Below are 21,031 nucleotides of genomic sequence, written 5' to 3' on the forward strand. Positions count from 1 at the left end.
CTCGTAGGTTGGGTGGAGCGCAGCGCAACCCAACACCCGTTGTCATCCCGACAATGTTGGGTTGCGCTGCCGCTCCACCCAACCTACGAAGTTACGCAGGACCGGTCACGCAAACAGCCCGGTAAACGGCAGGAACTCCACCATATCCCCGGGCTTGATCGCCGTGGCGTCGGCGGGCATGTCCACCAGACCGTCCGCCTCCACCATGGAGGTCAGCACGCCGGAGCTGTCGCTGGGGAATTTGTGGGCGACCGGGCGGCCGTCGGCCCCCAGCGCCAAGCGGGCGCGCAGGAACTCCCGCCGACCGGCCTTCTTGCGGAACTCGAAGCCGGAGACCACGAGGCAGCGCGGGATCGGCGCGCTCTCCGCGCCGGACAGGCGCAGCACCAACGGACGGCCCACCAGCATGAAGGTCACCATGGCCGAGACCGGGTTGCCCGGCAGGCCGAGGAAGGGCGTGTTGCCGATCCGGCCCAACGCCAGCGGCTTGCCCGGCTTGATGGCGAGCTTCCACAGGTCGATGGAGCCCAGCGCGCCGACCGCCGCCTTCACGTGGTCCTCCTCCCCCACCGACACACCGCCGGACGTGACCAGCAGGTCCGCCGTGTCGGCCGCCGTGGCGAGCGCCGCGCGGGTGGCCTCGCGCTGGTCCGGCAGGATGCCGAGGTCATGCACATCCACCCCCAGCGCGTCGAGCTGGGCGGCCAGCGTGTAGCGGTTGGCGTCGTAGATGGCGCCGTCCGGCTTCGCCGTGCCCGGCTCTCGCAGCTCGTCGCCGGTGGAGAACAGCACCACCCGCAGCCGCTTGCGCACCGACAGGTGCGACCGCCCGACCGCGGCGGCGAGCCCGATCTCCTGCGCGCGCAGGCGCCGGCCGGGGGTCAGCACCACGGCGCCGGCCGCCATGTCCTCGCCAGCCTCGCGGATGTTGGCGCCGCGTTTCACATTGGCCGGGACCAGCACCGCCGCATCCCCGTCGGCGCGGCAATCCTCCTGCATGGCGACCGCATCGACGCCCGCGGGCACCGGCGCGCCGGTGAAGATGCGCACCGCCTCCCCCGCCCCGACCGTGCCCCCGAACACCGACCCCGCCGGCACGCGCCCGACCACGGCCAGCCGCACCGGCCCGTCCCCGGCCGTATCCGCCGCACGGAAGCCCCAGCCGTCCATGGCCGACACCGCCATGGGCGGCACGTCGCCCGGCGCCGTCACCGATTCGGCCAGGATGCGGCCGAGTGCGGAACGCAGCGGCACGCTCTCCGGCTCCGTCGCCGGGCCATAGGCGGCCTGGACGCGGGCAAGCGCCTCGTCCAGCGGCAGCGGAGCGGGTCCGGGAGCGGCGAAGCAGTCCATGCGAAATCCTTTCCCTGGGGCGCCCAAGCATGACGGCGTGCACCCCCTCGATTCAAGGGTGGTTGTTCAAGGTGGATATGCGGCCCCGGCGCGCCGGACCACCTTGACCACCGTCAAGACGCAGCCTGCGACCGGGTGCTTACCCCACCCCGGAAATCCGCGCGATTTTCCGCCGGAGACGGAACGAATGGTGGTTACACCAATTATTTTTCGCAGCGCTGCGTTTTCTGGCTTGCGCGTTTAGATCGATCCAAATAGGTTCCGAAAAACGACCGGAGAAGACGGGCGCGCAGCCCGCGGACCGTTGCCCAAAACCGGGAAAGCCAATCCGCCGAAGGGGCACAAAGCCCAGCGCGGTTGTGGAGGGATGCCCGTGAACTACAAATTCGACTTCGACGCCGTGCTCGCGTCCTGGGACTATCTGCTCGAAGGCGCCTGGCTGACCGTCCAGCTGTCCTTTGGCGCGATGGCCATCGGCCTTGTCGTGGCGATTCTCTGCGCGCTCGGCAAGACCTCCGGGCCGAAACCGGTGCGTTGGCTGATCAACGCCTACATCGAGGTGATCCGGAACACGCCCTTCCTGGTGCAGATCTTCCTGATCTTCTTCGGGCTGCCGACCGCCGGCATCCGGCTGTCGCCGGATCTCGCCGCGCTGATCGCCATGGTGGTCAACGTCGGCGCCTACGCGACGGAGATCATCCGCGCCGGCATCGAATCGATCCAAAAAGGCCAGATCGAAGCCGGCCTCGCGCTTGGCCTGAAGCCCTTGCAGGTGTTCCGCTACGTCGTCATCAAGCCGGCGCTGCGCACCGTCTACCCGGCGCTGACCAGCCAGTTCATCCTGCTGATGCTCAGTTCCAGCGTGGTGTCGGCCATCTCGGCGGACGAGCTGACCTCGGTCGCGAACAACATCCAGTCGCAGACCTTCCGCAGCTTCGAGATCTACATCGTCGTAACGGCCGTCTACCTGTGCCTGGCCCTGATGTTCTCGGCGCTGTTCGCCGGCATCTACCGGCTGGCCTTCGCCTACGACACCGACCGCCGCTGAGGAGCCCCGCGCCATGATCCGCTCCTTCGGGTACAACGAATTCCTGTTCCTGCTCAGCGCCGTGCAATGGACGCTGGCCCTGTCGGCGATCGCCTTCATCGGCGGCGCGACCGTGGGCCTGTTCGTGGCGCTGGGCCGCACCTCCACGATCAAGCCGGTCCGCCTGCTCGCCACCGGCTACATCCAGCTTTTCCAGGGCACGCCGCTGCTGATGCAGCTGTTCCTGGTCTTCTTCGGCGCCACCGTCATGGGGATCGACATGAACCCCTGGGCCGCCGCGGCGCTGGGCCTGACGCTGAACGCCAGCGCCTTCCTGGGCGAGATCTGGCGCGGCTGCATCCAGGCGGTGCCGCGCGGCCAGTGGGAGGCGGCCTCGGCGCTCGGCCTGCGCTACCCGGGGCTGATGCGCTACGTCATCCTGCCGCAGGCGGTGAAGGTGGCGGTGCCGCCGACCGTCGGCTTCCTGGTGCAGCTGATCAAGAGCACGTCGCTGGCCGCCATCATCGGCTTCACCGAACTGACCCGCGCCGGCCAGATCGTCAACAACGCCACCTTCCAGCCCTTCCTGGTGTTCGGGATCGTCGCCGCGATCTACTTCGTCCTGTGCTGGCCGCTGTCGCTGCTGAGCGCCCGGCTGGAGCAGCGCTACGCGGCCCCGGCTCGCTAACATCCTTTAAAAATCAAAACGTGAGGGAATCGTCCATGAGCTTCTCTATCACCCGCCGCCTCGTCGTCGCCGGCGCCCTGATGGCCGCCGCCGTCGCGTATGTCGCCCCCGCCGCCGCCCAGACCGTCGACGAGATCAAGTCCAAGGGCAAGCTGACCGTCGGCATGCTGGTGGACTTCCCGCCCTTCGGCATCACCACGTCGGACGGCAAGCCCGACGGCTACGACGCCGACGTCGCCAAGCTGCTGGGCAAGCACATGGGCGTCCCGGTGGAGATCGTCCCGGTCACCGGCCCGAACCGCATCCCCTACCTGCTGACCAACAAGGTCGACCTTCTGGTCGCCTCGCTCGGCATCACGGCGGAGCGCGCCAAGCAGGTGCAGTTCTCCGAGCCCTACGCCGCCATCGAGATCGGCCTCGTCGCCCCGGCCAGCACCAAGATCAAGGACGCCGCGGAACTGTCCGGCAAGCGCGTCGGCGTCGCCCGCGCCAGCACCCAGGACAACGCCCTGACCGCCGTCGCCCCGAAGGACGCGCGCATCATGCGCTTCGACGACGACGCCAGCGCCGTGCAGGCGATGCTGTCCGGCCAGGTGGACGCGCTCGGCCTCAGCAACGTGGTCGCCAAGGAGATCAAGAAGCTGGCCCCGCAGTCCAACTACGAGATGAAGTTCGTGCTGAACCGCCAGGTGCAGGGCATCGCCATGCGCCAGGGCCAGGACGCCCTGCTGAAGTGGGTCAACGACTTCATCGAGAAGACCAAGTCGAACGGCGAGCTGAACGCCATCCACCAGAAGTGGCTCGGCACCGACCTGCCCCCGCTGACCAAGTCGTAATTCGCGCTTGTGCCCCTCTCCCGCCCCTGGCGGGAGAGGGAGGGACCCGTGGCGAAGCCATGGGAGGGTGAGGGCAAGGTCCTTTCGAGAATCTTGGCCCGAGAAACCAAGCCCTCACCCTCCCACTTCGTGGGCCCCTCCCTCTCCCTGCGGAGCAGGGAGAGGGGAACGGTTCGCCGCCCTATTTCCAAGGAGTCCACCCATGGCGCTGGCTTTCGATCACGCGGGCGATGGCGCGCCGCGGCCCATCAGCAGCGAGGTCGTCATCCGCATGGACGGCGTCCAGAAATGGTACGACAGCTTCCAGGTGCTGAAGAACATCAACCTGGAGGTCCACAAGGGCGAGCGCATCGTCATCTGCGGCCCGTCCGGCTCCGGCAAGTCGACCCTGATCCGCTGCATCAACCAGCTGGAAAAGCACCAGCAGGGCACGATCACCGTCAACGGCATCACGCTCGACAGCCACCACCGCCACCTGGACCAGGTGCGGCGGGAGGTCGGCATGGTGTTCCAGCAGTTCAACCTCTTCCCGCACCTGACCGTGCTGCAAAACTGCATGCTGGCGCCGATGAAGGTCCGCGGCACTTCCAAGGCGGAGGCCGAGGCCATCGCCATGAAGTACCTGGAACGCGTCCGCATCCCAGACCAGGCGCACAAGCACCCGGGCCAGCTCTCCGGCGGGCAGCAGCAGCGCGTCGCCATCGCCCGCTCGCTCTGCATGAACCCGAAGGTCATGCTGTTCGACGAGCCGACCTCCGCGCTGGATCCGGAGATGGTCAAGGAGGTGCTGGACACCATGATCGGGCTGGCCGAGGACGGCATGACCATGCTCTGCGTCACGCACGAGATGGGCTTCGCCAAGTCGGTCGCCGACCGCGTCATCTTCATGGACCGCGGCGAGATCGTCGAAGAGGCGTCCCCGGCGGAGTTCTTCACCAACCCGAAGTCCGAGCGGACCCGCAACTTCCTCGGCCAGATCCTCTCCCATTAAGCTCCCGCTACTCAAGGACCGTTTCCGATGAAGCCAGAGATCCTTCTGGTCGAGCCCATGATGCCGGGCATCGAGGCGGCGCTCGACGCCGACTACACCGTGCACCGCCTCTCGGCCGCGCCCGACCGCGAACGCTTCGTGGCGGAGGTGGGGCCGCGCGTCCGCGCCGTCGTCACCGGCGGTGGCACCGGCGTCAGCAACGCCGTGATGGACGCCTGCCCCAACCTGGGCATCGTCACCATCAACGGCGTCGGCACCGACGCGGTGGACCTGAAGCACGCGCAGTCGAAGGGCGTGCGCGTCACCAATACGCCGGACGTTCTGAACGACGACGTGGCCGACCTCGCCATCGGGCTGATGATCATGGCGTCGCGCCGCATGGCCGTGGGCGACCGCTTCGTCCGCGCTGGCCAGTGGCCGAAGGGCAAGCTGCCGCTCGCCCGCAAGGTGACCGGCAAGCGGCTGGGCATCCTCGGCCTCGGCCGCATCGGCTTGGCCATTGCGGAGCGCGCGGCCGGCTTCGGGATGGCGATTTCCTACACCAACCGCAAGCCGCGCACCGACGTGCCCTACCGCTTCGTGGCCTCGCCGGTCGACTTGGCGCGGGACAGCGACATCCTGATCGTCGCCGCCTCGGCCGGGCCGGAGTCGCGCAACATGGTCAACCGCGCGGTGATCGAGGCGCTGGGGCCGGATGGCCTGCTGGTCAACGTCGCCCGCGGCAGCGTGGTGGACGAGCCGGAGCTGGTTGCCGCGTTGCAGGACGGCCGCCTGGGCGGCGCCGGACTCGACGTCTTCGCCAACGAGCCGCACGCGCCCGAGGCCCTGTTCGCGCTTGACAACGTGGTCCTGCAACCGCACCAAGCCAGCGCCACCGTGGAGACGCGCACGGCGATGGGCGACCTGGTTCTCAGCAACCTGAAGGCCTTCTTCGCCGGGCAGCCGCTGCTGACGCCGGTGGTGTAAGCACCAAAGGCGCCTGATGACGATCCTGGACGAACGCGAGAACCGCGGCCCCAACCGCATCACCCTGACGGAGGTGGCGAGCCACGCGGGCGTGTCGCGGTCCACGGTGTCGCTGGTGCTGCGCGACAGCCCGCTGGTCGCGGCCGACACCCGCGACCGCGTCCAGGCCGCCATCAAGGAACTGGGCTACGTCTACAACCGCGGAGCGGCGACGCTCCGCGCCGCCCGCACCAACACGGTCGGGCTGCTGGTCTGCGAGATCAGCAACGCCTTCTACGGCGAGCTGACCGCCGGCGTGGACGAAGTGCTGGGGGAGGAAGGCGTGGTCGCGTTCCTCGCAAACACCGCCGAATCGCCGGAACGGCAGGACCGCTTCCTCCAGCGCATGCGGGAGCACAACGTCGATGGCGTCATCCTCTGCCCCACCGCCGGGACGCAGCCCGACCTGCTCGACCGCCTGCGCCAGTGGCAACTGCCCTGCGTGCAGGCATTGCGCTTCGTCTCGGCGCGCAACGGCGACTACGCCGGCGTGGATTACGAGTTCGGCATGGAGATGATGACGGAGCATCTGGTCCGTCTCGGCCACCGCCGCATCGCCTTCGTCGGCGGCAACCTCACCCACTCCGCGACCGCCGCCCGCCGCGCCGGCTTCGGCACCGCCATGCGCCGGCACGGCCTGTCGCCCGACCTGATCGTGCGCTGCCCGCCGACCCGACGGGCCGGGGTGGACGCCATCGGCCCGCTGCTCGACCTGCCCGATCCGCCGACCGCGGCGCTTTGTTACAACGACATGGTCGCCTTCGGCGTCATGCTGGGGCTTGAGGCGCGCGGGCTGAAGGCCGGGCGCGACATCGCCGTGACCGGCTTCGACGACGTGGCCGAGGCGGCCTTCAGCCGCCCGGCCCTGACCACCATTTCCACCTCCGCCCGCCAGATCGGGCAGGAGGCGGCACGGTTGTTGCTGCGCCGCATCGCGGATCCGCAGGGCGCACCGGAACGGGTGATCCTGCCCGCACGCCTCGTCGTCCGCGAATCCTGCGGCGCGATGAACGAACGAAAAGCAAACCAACGAACAAACACCCAGAGGTTCCCGAAATGAACACCACCGTCGACGCGCTGCTGGAAGCGCGCCGCACCCGCCAGTGGCTGACGGCCCTTCCCGCTCCCCCCGTCAGCGAGGCGGACGCCTACGCCATCCAGGACGCCGTCGCCCGGCGCCTCGGCCCCGTCGTCGCCTGGAAGGTCGGCGCCCGCACGCCCGATTCGGAGCCCTTCCGCGCCCCGATCCACGCGGAGACCACCTTCACCGGCGTGGACCGCCTGCCGGCCTCAATGTTCCAGGTGATCGGCATGGAGGCGGAGATCGCCTACCGCTTTGCCAAGGACCTGCCGCCCCGCGCCCAGCCCTACACGCGGGACGAGGTGCTGGACGCCGTTGAGTCCGTCCACCCGGCCTTCGAGATCGTGGACACCCGCTTCGCCGGTTTCGGCACCCAGGACGGGCTGAGCCACATGGCCGACCAGTTCAACCACGGCGCCCTGGTCGTCGGCCCGGCCATCCCGGACTGGCGCTCGCTCGACCCGATCAAGGAGCGCGTGACGCTCGACGTGGACGGCAAGCGCGAGATGGACACGGTCGGCGGCAACTCGGCCGGCGAACCCGTCCGCCTTCTGGTGTGGATGGCGAATGTCGGTGCCGTGAGCCTCGGCGGCCTGAAGACCGGCGACGTGGTCACCACCGGCTCCCACACCGGCACCGTCTTCGTAAAGCCCGGCAGCCGCAGCGTCGCGACCTACGGGACGATGGGGACGTATGAACTGACGGTGGAGTAAAAAGGGATCGCGTTGGGCCCCCACCCTAACCACAGTCGCTCGCAAGTCTCGCGACCGCGCGCCGCCTACGATCGCCTTCGGCGCTCATCCGGCCTTCGGCCGTCGGCTCTGCGCCCCCACTTCGCGGGGGAGGGGACTGCCGCAACTCCGCGGACAAGTCCCTCCCCCCGTCGAAGATGGGGGGAGGTTAGGAGGGGGGCCCAGCGCGACCACTCCCCTCACCCAAACACCGACGCCCCGGCCTCCGCGCTGCCCACCGCGCGCCTAAACACCCCGAACAGCTCCCGCCCGCAGCCGAAGTCCGACCCCGGCGGGACTTCCGTCTCCGACACCCGGCCGGCCCACTCCGCCGCATCCACCAGCACTTCCAGCGTGCCGCGCTCCGCGTCCAGCCGCACCATATCGCCGTCGCGCAGCTTCCCGATGGCGCCGCCGGCCGCCGCCTCCGGCGTCACGTGGATCGCCGCCGGGACCTTGCCCGACGCGCCCGACATGCGCCCGTCCGTGACCAGCGCCACCCGGTAGCCCAGGTCCTGCAACACGCCCAGCGGCGGCGTCAGCTTGTGCAGCTCCGGCATGCCGTTGGCCTTCGGCCCCTGGAAGCGCACGACCACCACGACGTCGCGGTGCAGCTCGCCGCGCCGGAAGGCCTCCTGCACCGATTCCTGGTCGGTGAAGACGCGGGCCGGCGCCTCGATCACGCGGCACTCCGGCTTCACGGCCGAGACCTTGATGACCGCGCGCCCCAGCGGGCCGGCCAGCACGCGCAGGCCGCCCTCCGCCGCCATGGGCGAGGCCACGGGGGCAAGCACCTCCGGGTCGGCGCTGGTCCGCACCGCCGCACCCTGCACCAGCGCGCCGCCCTCCAGGACCAGCGGGCGGCTGTAGCCAGCGATGCCCTCCTCGCCCCACACGGCCTCGGCGTCGCCGTGCATCAGGCCGGCGTCGACCAGTTCCCCGATCAGGAAGGCCATGCCGCCCGCGGCGTGGAAGGCGTTCACGTCGGCGCTGCCGTTCGGGTAGACGCGGGCGAGCAGCGGCACCACCGCCGACAGCTCCGCAAAGTCTTCCCAGGTCAGGCGGATGCCCGCCGCCGCGGCGATGGCCGGCAGGTGCAGCGTGTGGTTGGTCGATCCACCGGTGGCCAGAAGACCGACCGCCGCGTTGACGATGGCCCGCTCGTCGATGATCTCGCCGATCGGCTTGCGCAGTTCCACCACCCGCCGCGCCGCCGCGTCGGTCAGCGCGTCGCGCAGTTCCGTGCCGGGATTGGCGAAGCTGGCGCCCGGCAGGTGCAGCCCCATGATCTCCATCAGCATCTGGTTGGAGTTCGCGGTGCCGTAGAAGGTGCAGGTGCCGGGGGAGTGGTAGGATTTGGCCTCCGCCTCCAGCAGCGCGTCCTTGTCCACCTTGCCCTCGGCGTAGAGCTGTCGGATGCGGCCCTTCTCCTTGTTCGGCAGGCCGGACGGCATCGGCCCGGCGGGCACGAAGATGGTCGGCAGGTGGCCGAAGGTCAGGGCGCCGATCAGCAGGCCGGGCACGATCTTGTCGCAGATGCCCAGGCACAACGCGCCGTCGAAGGTGTCGTGCGACAGGGAGACGCCGGTCGCCATGGCGATCACGTCGCGGGAAAAGAGCGACAGCTCCATCCCCGCATAGCCCTGGGTGATGCCGTCGCACATGGCCGGCACGCCGCCCGCCACCTGCGCCACGCCCCCGGCCTCGCGCACCGCCGCCTTGATCCGGTCCGGATAGGTCGCGTAGGGCTGGTGCGCGGACAGCATGTCGTTGTAGGCGGTCACGATGCCGATGGACGGGCGGGAGCCGCCGCGCAGCTCCACCTTGTCCTCCGCCACGGTGCAGCCGGCGAAGCCGTGGGCGCGGTTGGCGCAGCCCAGCGCCATGCGGCGCGGGCCCTTGTTCCCTTGCGCCCTCACCCGCGCCAGGTACGCGCCGCGGCTCTCGCGGCTGCGCTCCTCGATCCGGCGGGTGACGGCGGCGAGCACGGGGTGAAGGCTCATGGGGCGATCCTTCGCTGCTGTGTTCAGGAAACGAGCGGGGCGACGCGGGCGGCGATCTCCGCCGGGGACGCATCGATGTCGCAGGTGATGCCGAATTCGTCCGCTGCCAAGGGCTCCAGCGCGGCGAATTGGCTGTCGAGCAGGCTGGTCGGCATGTAATGGCCGGTGCGCAGCGCCATCCGGCTGTGGATCAACTCCCGTGTGCCGCTGAGGTGCACGAACAGGACGCGCAAGCCCCCGGCGGCCAGCCGCTCCCGGTAGCGGCGCTTCAGCGCGGAACAGGAGACCACCACGCTCTCCCCCGAGGAGCGGGCCTGCGCGATCCGCGCGGCGATGGTGTCCAGCCAGCCCCAGCGGTCCTCGTCCTGCAGCGGGATGCCCGCGGACATCTTCGCGATGTTCTCCGCCGGGTGGAAGCTGTCGCCCTCCAGGAACGGCCAGCCGAGACTGCCCGCCAGCGCCTGTCCCACGGAGGTTTTGCCGCAGCCGGCCACACCCATCACCACGACGGCATCCACAGGGCCAGCTTTCCCAATGGCGATGTTAGCGGTAACATCAGAAGACGGATCAGAACGCATGCCGGGAAGCCTCAACGACATCAGTCAGGGAATGTTTCGATGTTACCGCTAACACCAAAGGCTTGTAAAGGGCTTTGCGACGCGGGATAATGGGCGACACGAAAACGCAACGCAGAACGCCCCATTTCCCGTGCCCACCCGCAAGCCCCGCTCCTCGCGCACCGGCCGCGCCACCATGGCCGACGTGGCGACCGCCGCTGGCGTCAGCGCCATGACGGTGTCGCGCGCGCTGAACCGGCCCGACAAGGTCAGCGAGGAGGTGCGCGCCCGCGTCGCGGAGGCGAGCCGCCGTTTGGGCTTCGTGCCGAGCCGTCTGGCCGCAGCGCTCGCCACCGCGCGCAGCATGACGGTGACGGTGCTGATCCCGTCGCTGACCAACTCCGTCTTCATCGACGTGCTGGCCGGCATCCAGGAGACGCTGAGCCCGCACGGCTACCAGCCGGTGATCGGCGTCACCGGCTACGCGCCGGAGGAGGAAGAGCGCGTGCTGCGCACGCAGCTCGCCAGCGGCCCGGACGGCGTCATCCTGACCGGCCTCGACCACACCCCCGCGACCTGGGACCTGCTGCGCGGCCTGCCCACCCCGGTCGTGCACACCATGGATCTGGCCCGAAATTTTGCTGGCGACACGGACGACGCCCTGACCGTCGGCTTCTCCCAGTTCGACGCCGGCCACGCCGTGGGGCGCCATCTGGTGGAGCGCGGGCGTCGGCGCATCGGCCTGATCGCCGGGCAGCTCGACCCGCGCACGCGCCAGCGCTGCGACGGCTGGCGGCAGGCGCTGGTCGAGGCCGGCCTGCACGACCCGGCGCTGGAACTCATGGTCCCGGATTCCACCAGCGTGGCGCTCGGCGCCGAATTGCTGGAGCGCATGCTGGCCGCCCACCCGGACCTCGACGCGCTGTTCCTGTGCAACGACGACCTGGCGCAGGGCGCGCTGTTCCACTGCGCGCGCCGCGGCATCGCGGTGCCCGGGCGCTTGGCCGTCGCCGGCTTCAACGACCTGGGCGGAGCGGCCTGGACCATCCCGCCGCTCACCACCGTCGCCACCCCCCGCCACGCCATCGGCGTGGAGGCGGCGCGCCTGCTGCTCGCCGCCATCAACGGCAACGACAATGGGCCGCGAAGCGTGGACCTGGGCTTTCGCCTGATGGTCCGAGAGACCACTTGAAGTCCGCAACCAACCTCCGCCCGGCAGAGTTCATAGGGGCGGCGTGCATGAAAAAGAGAATCGACGGGAGTTCGTTGTGATGGTGCAGGGTAACTCGGCCAACCCCGGTGTTGGGAACATTGGCGCCGACATCGGTGTGGTTGGCCTGGGTGTGATGGGGCGCAACCTCGCCGCCAACCTGGCGGACCACGGGGCCACGGTCGCCGGCTACGACCTCGACGCCGGCCGCCGCGCCGACTTCGCCGCCCATGTCGCCGGGGCCGTGCCCTGCGCCTCGCCTGAGGAGCTGCTGGGTGCCCTGAAGGCGCCGCGCACCATCCTGATGATGGTGCCGGCCGGCGCGCCGGTGGACGCGCTGCTGTCCGCCCTGCTGCCCCGCCTGTCGCCGGGCGACGTGCTGATCGACGGCGGTAACTCGCATTTCCGCGACACCAACCGGCGCTCCGCGCTGGCGCAGCAGAGCGGCGTGCATTTCGTCGGCCTGGGCGTGTCCGGCGGTGAGGAAGGCGCCCGGCGCGGCCCTGCGCTGATGGCCGGCGGCCCGGCGGAGGCGCTGGCCCCGGTCGCCCCGCTGCTGACCGCCATCGCGGCCCGCGCCCCGGACGGGGATCCCTGCTTCGCCCGCGTCGGACCGGAGGGTGCCGGCCATTTCGTGAAGATGATCCACAACGGCATCGAATATGCCGACATGCAGCTCATCTCCGAGGCCTACTATCTGCTGCGCAACCTCGGCGGCTTCTCCTACGAGCGGCTGGCCGACAGCTTCGCGGAGTGGAACCGGGGGGAGCTGGCCTCCTACCTGATGGAGATCACCACCGACATCCTGCGCACCCGGGATGCCGAGTCGGGCTCCCCGATTCTGGAGATCATCCGCGACGCCGCCGGCCAGAAGGGCACCGGCCACTGGGCCGCGACCACCGCGCTGGAGCTGGGCATGCCCGCCCCGACCATCGCCGAGGCCGTGCACGCCCGCTGCCTGTCCGCCCTGAAGGATGAGCGCGTGCGCGCCTCCGCCGCCTTCCCCTCCCACACCGCGGCGACCCCGGACGATCTGGTCTCCTCCGTCGGCGACGCGCTGCTCGGCGGGCGGATCGCGGTCTACGCCCAGGGCTTCGCGGTGATCGCCGCCGGCAGCCGCCAGTTCGGCTGGGACGTGGACCTCGCCGCCGTGGCGCGCATCTGGCGCGGCGGCTGCATCATCCGCGCCCGCCTGCTCGACCGCATCCTGGCGGCGCTCAGCCGGACGCCCGACCTGCCCAACCTGATGCTCGACCCGGAGATATCCAGCCTGATGACCCGGGGGGACGCCGGCTTCCGCCGCGTCGTGGCGCAGGCGACGCTGGCGTCCGTACCGGTCCCCGCCATGTCCTCGGCGCTCGCCTACTGGGACGGCTACCGCAGCGGCCGCCTCTGGGCGAACATGATCCAGGCCCAGCGCGACTATTTCGGCGCCCACGGCTACGAACGCATCGACCGCCCGGGCATGGTCCACACGGAGTGGAAGCCGGCGTAAGGGGTCGCGCTGGGCCCCCACCCAACCCTCCCCCACCTTCGGCGGGGGAGGGCTTTTCGGGACGCGCGACGGAGTTCCCTCCCCCGTCGAAGATGGGGGAGGGTTAGGGTGGGGGCCCAACGTAAGAACCTCGTGGGGGCCCAGCGCAACCACCCGCCCTCAATGCCGCCGCCCCTGCTTCAGGAAGCGTTCCCGATCCGCCGACCCGACCCGCAGGTCGAACACGTCGCCCTCGCGTTCCAGGGTCATCGGCACGTCCACCCCGGCGGGCCCGAGCGCCCACAGCGCCCGGTAGAAGTCCGCCAGCGTGCCCACCGGCTCCCCGGCCACGGCGCGCACCACGTCGCCGGCGCGCAGTTCCGCGCGCTGGGCTGGGCCGTCGCCGGCCAGCCCGACCAGCACGACCCGGTCCTGCTCGTCCTGCGTGGCGTAGAGGCCGAGCCAGGGGCGCGTCGGCCCCTCCACCTTCCCCTTGGTCAGCAGGTCGTCCAGGATCGGCTTCAGCAGGTCGATGGGCACGCTCATGTTCAGCGGCAGGATGCGGTCGCCCGGCGCGCGGTATTGCAGCTGGAGCGACCCGATGCCCAGCAACTCGCCGCCGGAGCCCAGCAAGGCCGTCCCACCCCAATTCGGGTGCGCCGGCAGGGTGAACAGCGCGTCGTCGATCATGTATTCCCAATAGCCGGCGAACTCCTGCTGGGCGACGATCCGCCCCTGGAGCGAGCGCTCCCGCCCGCCGGCCCCGGCCACCACGACGCTGTCGCCGACCTCCGCCCGCGTCGACGACCCCAGCGCCAGCGCGGGCGTGCCGAGCGGCTGCATCGCCTTGACGAGGCCGAAGCCGCTGGCGTGGTCGTAGGCGACGACGTCGGCCTGGACGGCGCGCCCATCGTTGGTGGTCAGCCAGACCTCCTCCGCCTCCACGATCAGATAGCCGATGGTCAGGACGAGGCCGTCGGCGCTGATCACCGCCCCCTGCCCGGCCCGCTCCGTCCCCAGCACGTCGGCGGTGTAGGCGTCCTCCGGGATCATCGCGCGCAGGCTGACCATGCAGGACAGCGCGCGGTCCAGGTCATAGCCTAGGGCATCCGGGTCGGGCTGGAACTCCGGCGGGATCCGCCAGTCGTCGGACGATTGCATCGCTGTCTCCTTAACCTGGGCCGCCCGGCTCATCACGGACCTCATGAAGGACTAAGTGTGCCGTGCCCCCCGATTCGTGAACCCCCCGCGGAGAACCCCGGGGCCGTCCCGGTGTTGTCAGGGTGCGAAACTCGACATAAGGGAGGCAGCCATGGGCCTGTTCGATTTCTTCCGCCGCGAATTCGGCGAAAAGGTCAGCGACACCGACACCCCGACGCCCGACGAGCTGAAGACCCACGTCTCGCAGCTCGGCCTGCCGACGAACGGCCTCGACATCCAGGTCGCCGACGACACCGTGACCGTCCGCGGCAACGTCACCTCGCAGGAGGAAAAGGAGAAGATCGCGGTGGCGCTGGGCAACGTGAAGGGCGTGTCGCGCGTGGACGACCAGACCAACGTCGTCGGCTCCGCCCAGGACCAGCCGACCATGCCGCCCTCCAGCCAGCCGGGCCAGCAGACCCAGTTCCACACCGTGGAGAAAGGCGACACCCTGTCCGCCATCGCCAAGCAGGTCTACGGCGATGCCTCGGCCTACAACCGGATCTTCGAGGCCAACAAGCCGATGCTGAAGGACCCGAACAAGATCTACCCCGGCCAGGTCCTGCGCATCCCGCCGCGGTAATTTTTGCGAGGGGAGTGGTTGTGTTGGGCCCCCACCCAACCCTCCCCCACCTTCGGCGAGGGAGGGCTTTCAGGAACGCCCCGCGGAGTTCCCTCCCCCGCGAAGTGGGGGAGGGTTAGGGTGGGGGCCCGACACAACCACTCCCCGCTCAACCACCCCCAAAATCTCACCCCCTCCGCCACCGCACCGACAGCGCCGCCAGCCGGTCGAAGCCGAAGTCCAGCACCACGGCCAGCGCCGCGACGATGACCGCCCCCTGGATCACATAGGCCTGGTTCGACCCGTTCAGCCCGACGATGATCGGCAGCCCCAGCGTCTTCGCCCCGACGGTGGAGGCGATGGCGGCCGTGCCCACGTTGATGACCACGGCCGTGCGCACGCCGGCCAGGATCACCGGGGCGGCCAGCGGCAGCTCCACCCGGAACAGCCTCTCCACCGGCCCCATGCCCAGGCCCCGCGCGCTCTCCAGCACCGCCTCCGGCACGCCCTCCAGCCCGGCCACCGTGTTCTCCACGATGGGCAGCAGGGCGTAAAGAGTCAGCGCGATTAAGGCCGGCTTTGGCCCGAAGCCCATGACCGGGACCGCCACCGCCAGCACCGCCACCGGCGGGAAGGTCTGGCCCATGGTGGCCACCGCCTCCAGGATGCCGCGGAACTCCGCCCCGGACGGTCGAGTCACGAAGACGCCGGCGGCGCAGCCCGCCACGACGGCCATCAGGCTGGACAGCCCGACCAGCGCCAGATGGTCGAGCGTCAGCGCCAGGAAGCTGTCGGCCTCGTAGAGCGGCCGGTCGAGCGCCGGGAAGGCCGCGGCGAACAGCGGCTTCAGCAGCGGCATACCCAGCACCAGCGCCACCAGCACCGCGACCGCCAGCGTCAGCCGGTCGGTCAGGAACGCCATCCGCCAGCGCACCGTCGTCGAACCCGGCCTCATGACCGTACAACGTCGGACAGGTGCAGCACCCCGGCCGGGCGCCCGCGCGCGTCCACCACGGGCAGCCGGTCGGTGCCGCGCGCCACCATCTCGGCGATAGCTTGGCGCAGCGGAGCATCGATCGGCAGCGGCGCGCCGGGCACCTTCTCCACATCCGGCCGGACGCGCTGGCCGACCGTCTCCACGGCCAGCAGCTTCAGCCCCCAGTCCTCCCGCCCGATCAGGTCGCGCACCGTGTCGTTGGCGGGACGGTGCAGGATCTCCAGCGGTGGCCCGAACTGGATCAGCCGGCCATGATCCAGCACGGCGATTCGGTTGGCGAGCTTCAGCGCCTCGTCCATGTCGTGGGTGACGAAAACGATGGTCGTGCCCGTCGCCTTGTGGATCGCCGTCATCTCCGCCTGCAGCGCCCCGCGCGTGATGGGGTCGAGCGCGCTGAATGGCTCGTCCATCAGCAGGATGGCCGGCTCCGCCGCCAGCGCGCGGGCGACGCCGACGCGCTGCTGCTGCCCGCCGGAGAGCTGGTGCGGGTAGGCGTCGCGGAAGCGCCGCGCGTCCAGCTTCAGCAGGTCCAGCAGGTCCGACACCCGGTCGCGCACCCGCGCCTTCGGCCAGCCGAGCAGGGTCGGCACGGTGGCGATGTTGCGCTCCACCGTCCAATGCGGGAACAGCCCGACATTCTGGATGACGTAGCCCATGCGCCGGCGCAGGTCCTCCGGCCGCAGCATGGCGATGTCCTCGCCGCCGACGCGGATGGTCCCCTCGTCCGGCACGATCAGCCGGTTGACCATTTTCATCAGGGTGGACTTGCCGGACCCCGACGGGCCGATCAGGACGCAGAACTCCCCCGCCTCCACCGTCAGGGACACGCCGTCCACCGCCGTCCAGGGCTCGAACCGCTTCGTCACCCGCTCGAACGTGATCACGCCGCACGCCTCCCAATAATCGAGACGGCGAGTTTCAGCGCCGCATCCACCGCCACCGCCAGCACGATCACTGGCACCGCCCCCAGCAGCACGAGGTCCAGCGCGTTGGCGAACAGCCCCTGGAACATGATCGCCCCCAGCCCGCCGGCCCCGATCAGCGCCGCCACCGCGGCTAGCCCAACCGCCTGCACCAGTGTGATCCGCAGCCCCGACAGGAACACCGGCAGGGCCAGCGGCACCTCGACCTTCAGAAAGATCTGTCGCTTCGTCATGCCCATGCCGCGCGCCGCCTCCCGCACCGCCGAGGGCACGCCGTCCAGCCCCTCCACCGTGTTGCGCACGATGGGCAGCAGCGAATAAAAGGTCAGCGCAATCACCGCCGGCACCGGCCCGACCCCGGCGATCCCCAGTCCCGGCAGGGCGTTGGCCAGCACCGACAGAGGCGCCAGCAACAGCCCGAACAGCGCGATGGACGGCACCGTCTGGACGACGTTCAGCACCGGGAAAACCGCCCGCCGCACCCGCGGCACCCGCTGCGCCAGCACGCCCAGCGGCACGCCGACCAACAGCGTCGGCACCAGCGCCGCGGCCACCAGCACCGCGTGCCGCACCACGGCGGCGGCGAAGACGTCCCGCTGGTTCGCGTATTCCTTCAGAATCGACAGCTGGTCCAGCCGGCCGGAGGCGAGCATCACCCCGATCAGCCCCGCCGCCACCGCCCCCACGGCGATGCGCCACGCGGACGCCAGCCCCAGCCGCCGCACGCCGTCCATGGCGGCCAGCAGCGCCGCCGCCTCCATCACCCAGAATCCGGCGCCGAAGGAGGTCCGCGCCGCCGGCGCCGCGTTGGCGGCCAGCCGCGCCGCTTGCTCCCCCGCCAGCCACACCAGCCCGACGGCGAACAGCACCCCCGCCGCCACATAGGCCACGGACACGAGCCGCCCCGGCCGCAGGAACGGCACGGCGAGCACGACCGCGCCCGGCAGCAGGACCAGCCAGTCCGCCGCTCCCTCCAACGCCGCCCCCTCCAACGCCGCCCACAGCGCGACCGGCCGCCCGGACAGCAGCCGGTTGGGCGCGAAGCCGAGGAACGGCAACGTCAGGGCCGCGGCGGCGATCGCAGCGGCCAGCAGCAGCGCGACGCGGTTGTGCAGGATCGTTCGGTGGGGCATCCCCTTACGGTTGCCCGGTCACTTCACGAAGCCCTTGGACTTCAGGTAGGCCGAGGCGACCTGCTTCGGATCCTGCCCCTCCACCGAAATCTTCGCGTTCAGCGACCGCAGCGTCTCCTCGTCCAGGGAGGCGAAGACCGGCTCCAGCGCCTCGCGCATCTTCGGGTAGGCTTGCAGGACCGACGCGCGCACCGTGGGCGCCGGCTCATAGACCATCTGCGCGGACTTGGTGTCCTTCATGACGACGAGATCGAGCGCCGCAATGGCGCCGTCCGTCCCGTAGACCATGGCGGTGTTGACGCCCGACGTGCCCTCCGCCGCCGCGCGGATGGTCGCCGCCGTGTCGCCGCCGGCCAGCACCAGGATCTGATCCGGCTTCAGCGCGAAGCCGTAGGTGCTCTGGAAGGAGGGCAGCGCCGCCGGGCTCTCCACGAACTCGGCGGACGCGGCGATCTTGGCCTTGCCGCCCGCCCCCACCCAGCGCGCGAAATCCTCCATGGTGGCGAGCTTGTTGGGCGCCGCCACGTCGCGGCGCAGCGCGATGGCCCAGGTGTTGTTGGCCGGCGCCGGCTTCAGCCAGACGATGTTGTTCTTGTCCAGGTCCAGCTGCTTGACCGTCTCGTAGCCGCCCGCCGCGTTCTTCCACACCGGGTCGCTGTCCACGTTGAAGAAGAAGGCGCCGTTGCCGGTGTATTCCGGATAGACGTCGATCTCCCCGGCCAGCAGCGCGCTGCGCACGATCTTGGTGGGGCCGAGCTGGATCTTGTTCTCGGTCGGGATGTTGTTGGCCTCCAGCACCTGGAGGATCATGGTGCCGAGCAGCCCGCTCTCGGCGTCGAGCTTGGAGCTGACCCGGACCGCGTCCGCCGCCTGGACGCTCCCCGCGGACAGGAGGACCCCAAGTGCCAGGGCGGCCACCGCCCCAGAGACTACTCCCTTGGCCCGCTTCATCACCACCAATCCCTCCATTCCCGCACAGGTTTCGTTTTGCAGGTAGGATGGGGGTCAATCGGCGCCACGGCAAGCCGGGCTTTCCGCCAGCTTGCGGCTTGCAAGGGGCTTCGAATGGTCAGCGCGGGCTCACCCGAAAGGACGGGGCGTGGTCCGGCTGGGTCGTCACCACGGCCACGGGCAGCGCCGGCCGCGCCCCCGCCGGCATCTCCAGCCGGAACCGTCGGAACAGGGAGGCCAGCACCAGCACCGCCTCCGTCAGGGCGAACGGCGCGCCGATGCACACCCGCGGCCCGGCCCCGAAGGGCAGGAAGGCGAATCGCGGCGGCGGCGGGGCGCCGGGTAGGAAGCGGTCCGGGTTGAAGGCGTCGGACTCCGCCCACAGGCCGCGGTGCCGGTGCAGCACCCAGGGCGCCACCATCACCACCGATCCTTTGGGAATGCTCACCGCCCCGGCGCGGTCCGGCCCCAGCGCCAGCCGCACGATGGTGAAGGCCGGCGGGTAGAGCCGCAGCGCCTCGTCCACCGCCGCCCGCGTGTAGGGCAACCGCGCGACCGCCTCCAGCGCCGTCTCCGGCGTGATGTCCACGCCCTGCGCCTCCTCCGCCACGCGCTCCTGCACGTCCGGCGCCTGGGTCAGCAGCCAGCAGGCCCAGAACAGCGCCAGCGCTGTCGTCTCGTGCCCGGCCATGATCAGCGTCGCCACCTGGTCGCGCAGCTGGTCAGGGGTAAAGCCCGCGCCCGTCTCCGGATCACGCGCCTCGTCCATGAGGTCCAGCAGGTCGCGCGCGCCATCCCTTCCGCTGGTGCCCGCCCGCCGCCGCTCCGCGATGATGCTCTCGATCAGCCCCATCCACTCCCGCCGGAAGCGGCGGCGCAGCAGGTCCCAGACCGTCGGTATGGACAGCGGCACGAAGAAGTCGCTGGGGTGCGGGCGCGCCAGCCGCTCGTTGTAGCGCCGGATCATGCCGCGCAGCGCCGGGCCGAACCGCTCCATCTCCAGCGAGAACATGGACCGCCCGGCGATGTCCAGCGCCAGCGCCTGCATAAAGGTCAGCATGTCCACGCCAGACCCCACCCCGGCCATGCCGCCCAGCCGGTCCAGCGCCGGCCCGGTGGCGAGCACCACGTGGCGGGCCAGCATGGGCAGCGTCCGCGGGGTGAAGGCCGGGGCCAGCGTGCGGCGCTGCCGCTTCCAGCTGTCGCCGCGCGACAGCAGCACGCCCTCGCCCACGATGGGCCGCAGCACGCGCATGGCGGCGGGGGTGCGGGCGTAGTTGGCGTCGTTGTCCACCAGCACGCGGCGGATGGCCTCCGGGTCGTTCAGCAGGAAGCTCGGCCGGCCGAACACCGACCGCTCCAACGCCCACTCCTCGTAGGCCCGCCGCGGCCAGGAGGTCAGCGCGTTGGTCCGGAAGGCCGTCAGCAGCTGCCACGCCGGCAGGTCGGCCGGCTGCGGCTCCGGGACCGGCGGCACGTACAAAGGGGTGCCCCACGTCGCGGCGCTGTGCGTTGCCATGGCGGAATCCTCCTCGGACCGTTCCCGCGACCGTTCGCCGTCTCCGTCAGGAACGGCCATGCTTATAATGAAAGGAGCAGCCCCGACTTTCCAGGGCTCCGCCACCCGCTACCCTGCCGAATGCCAGCCCGACCGGAGCACGCCATGCAGACCCGCACCCCAGCGCTCGCCCTTTCCCTCCTGCTTCTCGCCGCCGGCGCGGCCCACGCCCAAACGCCCATGCCCATGGACCATGCCGCCCACCACGCCGGAATGGCCCACGGCGCCACGGCAGCGCAAGCGACACCCACCATGCCCGGACAGGACGCCTTCGGCACCATCCAGGAGATCGTGGGCATCCTCGACGCCGATCCCAACACCGACTGGACCAAGGTGGACATCGAGGCGTTGCGCCGGCACCTGATCGACATGAATGAGGTCACGCTGAACGCGGCCGCCGCGGCAACCCCCATCGACGGCGGCGCGCGCTTCGCGGTCACCGGCGCCGGCCGCACGCTGGACGCCATCCGCCGCATGGTCCCCGCGCACGCCCAGGCGATGAACGGCACCGACGGCTGGACCATCGCCACCGAACCCCTGCCCGACGGCGTGCTGCTGACGGTCACATCCCCCGACGCGCGCCAGGCCGCCCGCATCCGCGGCCTCAGCTTCATCGGCATCATGGTGCAGGGAAGCCACCATCAGGCGCACCACCTCGCCATGGCCCGCGGCGGCTTCACCCACTGAGGACGGATCGGACTCCGGCCCGTATCCGGACCGGATTCGTCCGAACCACGAACCGCCTAAGGCA

Annotated in this window: 20 protein-coding genes; 11 read left to right on the forward strand and 9 right to left on the reverse strand. The window is 70.5% G+C overall.

Going from position 1 to position 21,031, the window contains the following annotated elements; genetic code table 11:
• Positions 1-105: 105 nt before the first annotated feature.
• Positions 106-1,353 carry a molybdopterin molybdotransferase MoeA gene (moeA, locus tag J2851_RS02760; RefSeq protein ID WP_209763352.1) on the reverse strand — a complete coding sequence of 416 codons (1,248 nt, stop codon included), beginning with the start codon at positions 1,351-1,353 and terminating at the stop codon, positions 106-108.
• A 367-nt stretch (positions 1,354-1,720) separates the two neighbouring features.
• Here moeA and J2851_RS02765 point away from each other — a divergent pair, with 367 nt between their 5' ends.
• From J2851_RS02765 to J2851_RS02795, 7 genes are all read left to right on the forward strand, one after another.
• Positions 1,721-2,401: an amino acid ABC transporter permease gene (locus J2851_RS02765; RefSeq protein WP_211114187.1), complete on the forward strand. Its 681-nt coding sequence runs from the start codon at positions 1,721-1,723 to the stop codon at positions 2,399-2,401.
• Positions 2,402-2,414: 13 nt separating this feature from the next.
• Positions 2,415-3,068: an amino acid ABC transporter permease gene (locus J2851_RS02770; RefSeq protein ID WP_209763361.1), complete on the forward strand. Its 654-nt coding sequence runs from the start codon at positions 2,415-2,417 to the stop codon at positions 3,066-3,068.
• A 35-nt stretch (positions 3,069-3,103) separates the two neighbouring features.
• The gene (locus J2851_RS02775) at positions 3,104-3,904 is read left to right on the forward strand and encodes a transporter substrate-binding domain-containing protein (protein WP_209763363.1); all 801 of its coding nucleotides are present in this window, start codon (positions 3,104-3,106) and stop codon (positions 3,902-3,904) included.
• 202 nt (positions 3,905-4,106) lie between these two features.
• Positions 4,107-4,895, forward strand: a complete 789-nt coding sequence (locus J2851_RS02780; protein ID WP_209763366.1) for an amino acid ABC transporter ATP-binding protein — start codon at positions 4,107-4,109, stop codon at positions 4,893-4,895.
• Positions 4,896-4,922: 27 nt separating this feature from the next.
• The gene (locus tag J2851_RS02785) at positions 4,923-5,861 is read left to right on the forward strand and encodes a 2-hydroxyacid dehydrogenase (protein ID WP_209763368.1); all 939 of its coding nucleotides are present in this window, start codon (positions 4,923-4,925) and stop codon (positions 5,859-5,861) included.
• Positions 5,862-5,877: 16 nt separating this feature from the next.
• A complete protein-coding gene (locus J2851_RS02790; protein ID WP_209763370.1) occupies positions 5,878-6,960 on the forward strand; it encodes a LacI family DNA-binding transcriptional regulator in 1,083 nt (360 codons plus the stop codon).
• Positions 6,957-7,694: a 2-keto-4-pentenoate hydratase gene (locus J2851_RS02795; RefSeq protein WP_209763372.1), complete on the forward strand. Its 738-nt coding sequence runs from the start codon at positions 6,957-6,959 to the stop codon at positions 7,692-7,694. Before J2851_RS02790 ends, J2851_RS02795 begins: the two co-directional genes overlap by 4 nt.
• A 218-nt stretch (positions 7,695-7,912) precedes the next feature.
• Here J2851_RS02795 and edd read toward each other — a convergent pair whose 3' ends face one another.
• Positions 7,913-9,715 (reverse strand): phosphogluconate dehydratase, encoded by a 1,803-nt coding sequence (gene edd / locus J2851_RS02800; protein WP_209763377.1) that lies wholly within the window; start codon positions 9,713-9,715, stop codon positions 7,913-7,915.
• Between the two features lie 23 nt (positions 9,716-9,738).
• Entirely contained in the window at positions 9,739-10,233 is a 495-nt protein-coding gene (locus tag J2851_RS02805; protein WP_307420591.1) for a gluconokinase, read from the reverse strand.
• 190 nt (positions 10,234-10,423) lie between these two features.
• On the opposite strand from J2851_RS02805, the gene gntR reads away from it, so the two are divergent.
• Both gntR and gndA read left to right on the forward strand, forming a co-directional pair.
• A complete protein-coding gene (gntR, locus tag J2851_RS02810; RefSeq protein ID WP_307420592.1) occupies positions 10,424-11,464 on the forward strand; it encodes an HTH-type transcriptional regulator GntR in 1,041 nt (346 codons plus the stop codon).
• A gap of 79 nt (positions 11,465-11,543) precedes the next feature.
• Complete coding sequence (gene gndA, locus J2851_RS02815; protein WP_209763385.1) at positions 11,544-12,977, forward strand: NADP-dependent phosphogluconate dehydrogenase; 1,434 nt, start codon at positions 11,544-11,546, stop codon at positions 12,975-12,977.
• Between the two features lie 159 nt (positions 12,978-13,136).
• On the opposite strand, the gene J2851_RS02820 is transcribed toward gndA, so the two are convergent.
• Positions 13,137-14,117, reverse strand: a complete 981-nt coding sequence (locus tag J2851_RS02820; protein WP_209763387.1) for a S1C family serine protease — start codon at positions 14,115-14,117, stop codon at positions 13,137-13,139.
• Positions 14,118-14,268: 151 nt separating this feature from the next.
• On the opposite strand from J2851_RS02820, the gene lysM reads away from it, so the two are divergent.
• Positions 14,269-14,739, forward strand: a complete 471-nt coding sequence (gene lysM, locus J2851_RS02825) for a peptidoglycan-binding protein LysM (protein ID WP_209763389.1) — start codon at positions 14,269-14,271, stop codon at positions 14,737-14,739.
• A gap of 166 nt (positions 14,740-14,905) precedes the next feature.
• Here lysM and J2851_RS02830 read toward each other — a convergent pair whose 3' ends face one another.
• The 5 genes from J2851_RS02830 to J2851_RS02850 all read right to left on the reverse strand — a co-directional run bounded on the left by J2851_RS02830 (position 14,906) and on the right by J2851_RS02850 (position 20,241).
• Entirely contained in the window at positions 14,906-15,673 is a 768-nt protein-coding gene (locus tag J2851_RS02830; RefSeq protein ID WP_281415958.1) for an ABC transporter permease, read from the reverse strand.
• Positions 15,670-16,599 carry an ABC transporter ATP-binding protein gene (locus J2851_RS02835; RefSeq protein ID WP_209763391.1) on the reverse strand — a complete coding sequence of 310 codons (930 nt, stop codon included), beginning with the start codon at positions 16,597-16,599 and terminating at the stop codon, positions 15,670-15,672. The genes J2851_RS02830 and J2851_RS02835 overlap by 4 nt, the downstream gene beginning before the upstream one ends.
• Positions 16,596-17,771 (reverse strand): ABC transporter permease, encoded by a 1,176-nt coding sequence (locus J2851_RS02840; protein ID WP_209763401.1) that lies wholly within the window; start codon positions 17,769-17,771, stop codon positions 16,596-16,598. Before J2851_RS02840 ends, J2851_RS02835 begins: the two co-directional genes overlap by 4 nt.
• 18 nt (positions 17,772-17,789) lie before the next feature.
• Positions 17,790-18,722 (reverse strand): glycine betaine ABC transporter substrate-binding protein OsmF, encoded by a 933-nt coding sequence (gene osmF / locus J2851_RS02845; protein WP_209763403.1) that lies wholly within the window; start codon positions 18,720-18,722, stop codon positions 17,790-17,792.
• Between the two features lie 118 nt (positions 18,723-18,840).
• Positions 18,841-20,241 carry a cytochrome P450 gene (locus J2851_RS02850; protein WP_209763406.1) on the reverse strand — a complete coding sequence of 467 codons (1,401 nt, stop codon included), beginning with the start codon at positions 20,239-20,241 and terminating at the stop codon, positions 18,841-18,843.
• A 144-nt stretch (positions 20,242-20,385) separates the two neighbouring features.
• On the opposite strand from J2851_RS02850, the gene J2851_RS02855 reads away from it, so the two are divergent.
• A complete protein-coding gene (locus tag J2851_RS02855) occupies positions 20,386-20,967 on the forward strand; it encodes a hypothetical protein (protein WP_209763408.1) in 582 nt (193 codons plus the stop codon).
• Positions 20,968-21,031 lie beyond the last annotated feature (64 nt).

Source organism: Azospirillum rugosum (assembly GCF_017876155.1).
GTDB lineage: Bacteria > Pseudomonadota > Alphaproteobacteria > Azospirillales > Azospirillaceae > Azospirillum > Azospirillum rugosum.